2 protein-coding genes are annotated in these 1,212 nt (G+C 70.9%); one reads left to right on the top strand and one right to left on the bottom strand.

Going from position 1 to position 1,212, the window contains the following annotated elements:
• On the bottom strand, positions 1-704 hold a 704-nt coding region (locus tag CCN72_RS32465; RefSeq protein ID WP_244174586.1), incomplete at its 3' end, for an AfsR/SARP family transcriptional regulator.
• Between the two features lie 235 nt (positions 705-939).
• On the opposite strand from CCN72_RS32465, the gene CCN72_RS32460 reads away from it, so the two are divergent.
• On the top strand, positions 940-1,152 hold the full coding sequence (locus CCN72_RS32460) for an MbtH family protein (RefSeq protein WP_037661390.1): 213 nt from the start codon (positions 940-942) through the stop codon (positions 1,150-1,152).
• The last annotated feature ends 60 nt before the right edge of the window (positions 1,153-1,212 follow it).

Raw genomic sequence — 1,212 nt, 5'->3', positions numbered from 1 at the left:
GGGTCGATGCCCAGTTCCTCGCCGAGGAGCCGGCGGACCTCGGCGTACTCCTCCAGGGCGGCGGCCTGGCGGCCCGACCGGTACAGCGCGAGCATCAACTGGCCGCGCAGGGTCTCGCGCAGCGGGTTCTGGTGCACGAGCTGGCGCAGGTCCACCACGAGTTCGGCGGACTCGCCGAGGCCGAGCCGCAGATCGAAGAGCTGCTCGGCGGCGGCCAGCCGGCGCTCCTCCAGCATGACCGAGGCGCGCTCGATGACCGGGGTGCTCTCGCCGGAGAGCAGCGGACCGCGCCACAGGGCCAGCGTGGCCTGGAGCGCGTCGACGGCCCGGGCGGGGTTCCCGGCGGCCAGGGCTTCCTTGGCGGTGCGCAGCCGGGCGTCGAACTCGGCCAGGTCCAGCTGGGTCTCGGTGACCACGACGCGATAGCCGGGGCCCTCGGTCACCAGGGTCTCGCTGCCACCGGGGATGCGCCGGCGCAGATCGGCGACGGCTTTGCGAACCTGGTGGGGGGCGGTCGCGGGCGGGTCCTCGTCCCAGACGGCCTCGACGAGCCGGGAGACGGGGAGCATCTTGCCGGACTCCAGCAGCAGCATGAGGAGCACGCGCTCCTGGATCGCCCCGCCCAGACGGAGTTTGGTGCCGCCCTCCCAGACCTCCAGCGCACCCAGCAGGTTGAATCTCAGTGGCCCCCCACCACCTGCCACCTTGGATCCCCTCACCGGTCGGAGTTCATGGATCTCGCTGTCCGTATGATCATATGTCGTCCGTGAAACGGGCGGTAGTGTGGTGTGGACCAGTCGCGTCGCGCGACGAGGGCGTGCACACCACCGCCGATCTGCCTGTCACGCTGCCCGCCCCCCGCCTGAACGGCCCCTAGTTTGGGGACCGGAAAACGTCAGGCGCGTGTCATGCGTCGTCGCTTCAGCGAAGGTGGGAATTGTGGCAACCAACCCTTTTGAGGATCCGGAAGGCCGCTACGTCGTACTCGCCAACGACGAGGGCCAGCACTCCCTCTGGCCGGTCGGCATCCAGCAGCCCGCGGGCTGGACGCTGGTGCGGGACGAGGGCACGAAGCAGGAGTGCGCCGAGTACATCGAGGCCAACTGGACGGACCTGCGCCCCAAATCGGCCGTCGCGGCCATGGGCGGCTGAGCCCGCCTCCATCCGCACGGAGCACGCCGAGAGCGGTGGTGGAACCGGCCCGCGGGCCGG

It is taken from the genome of Streptomyces murinus (genome assembly GCF_002154555.1).
GTDB lineage: Bacteria > Actinomycetota > Actinomycetes > Streptomycetales > Streptomycetaceae > Streptomyces > Streptomyces murinus.
Note: the sequence above shows the minus strand (reverse complement) of the source record. Positions and strands in the feature narration are given on the sequence as shown.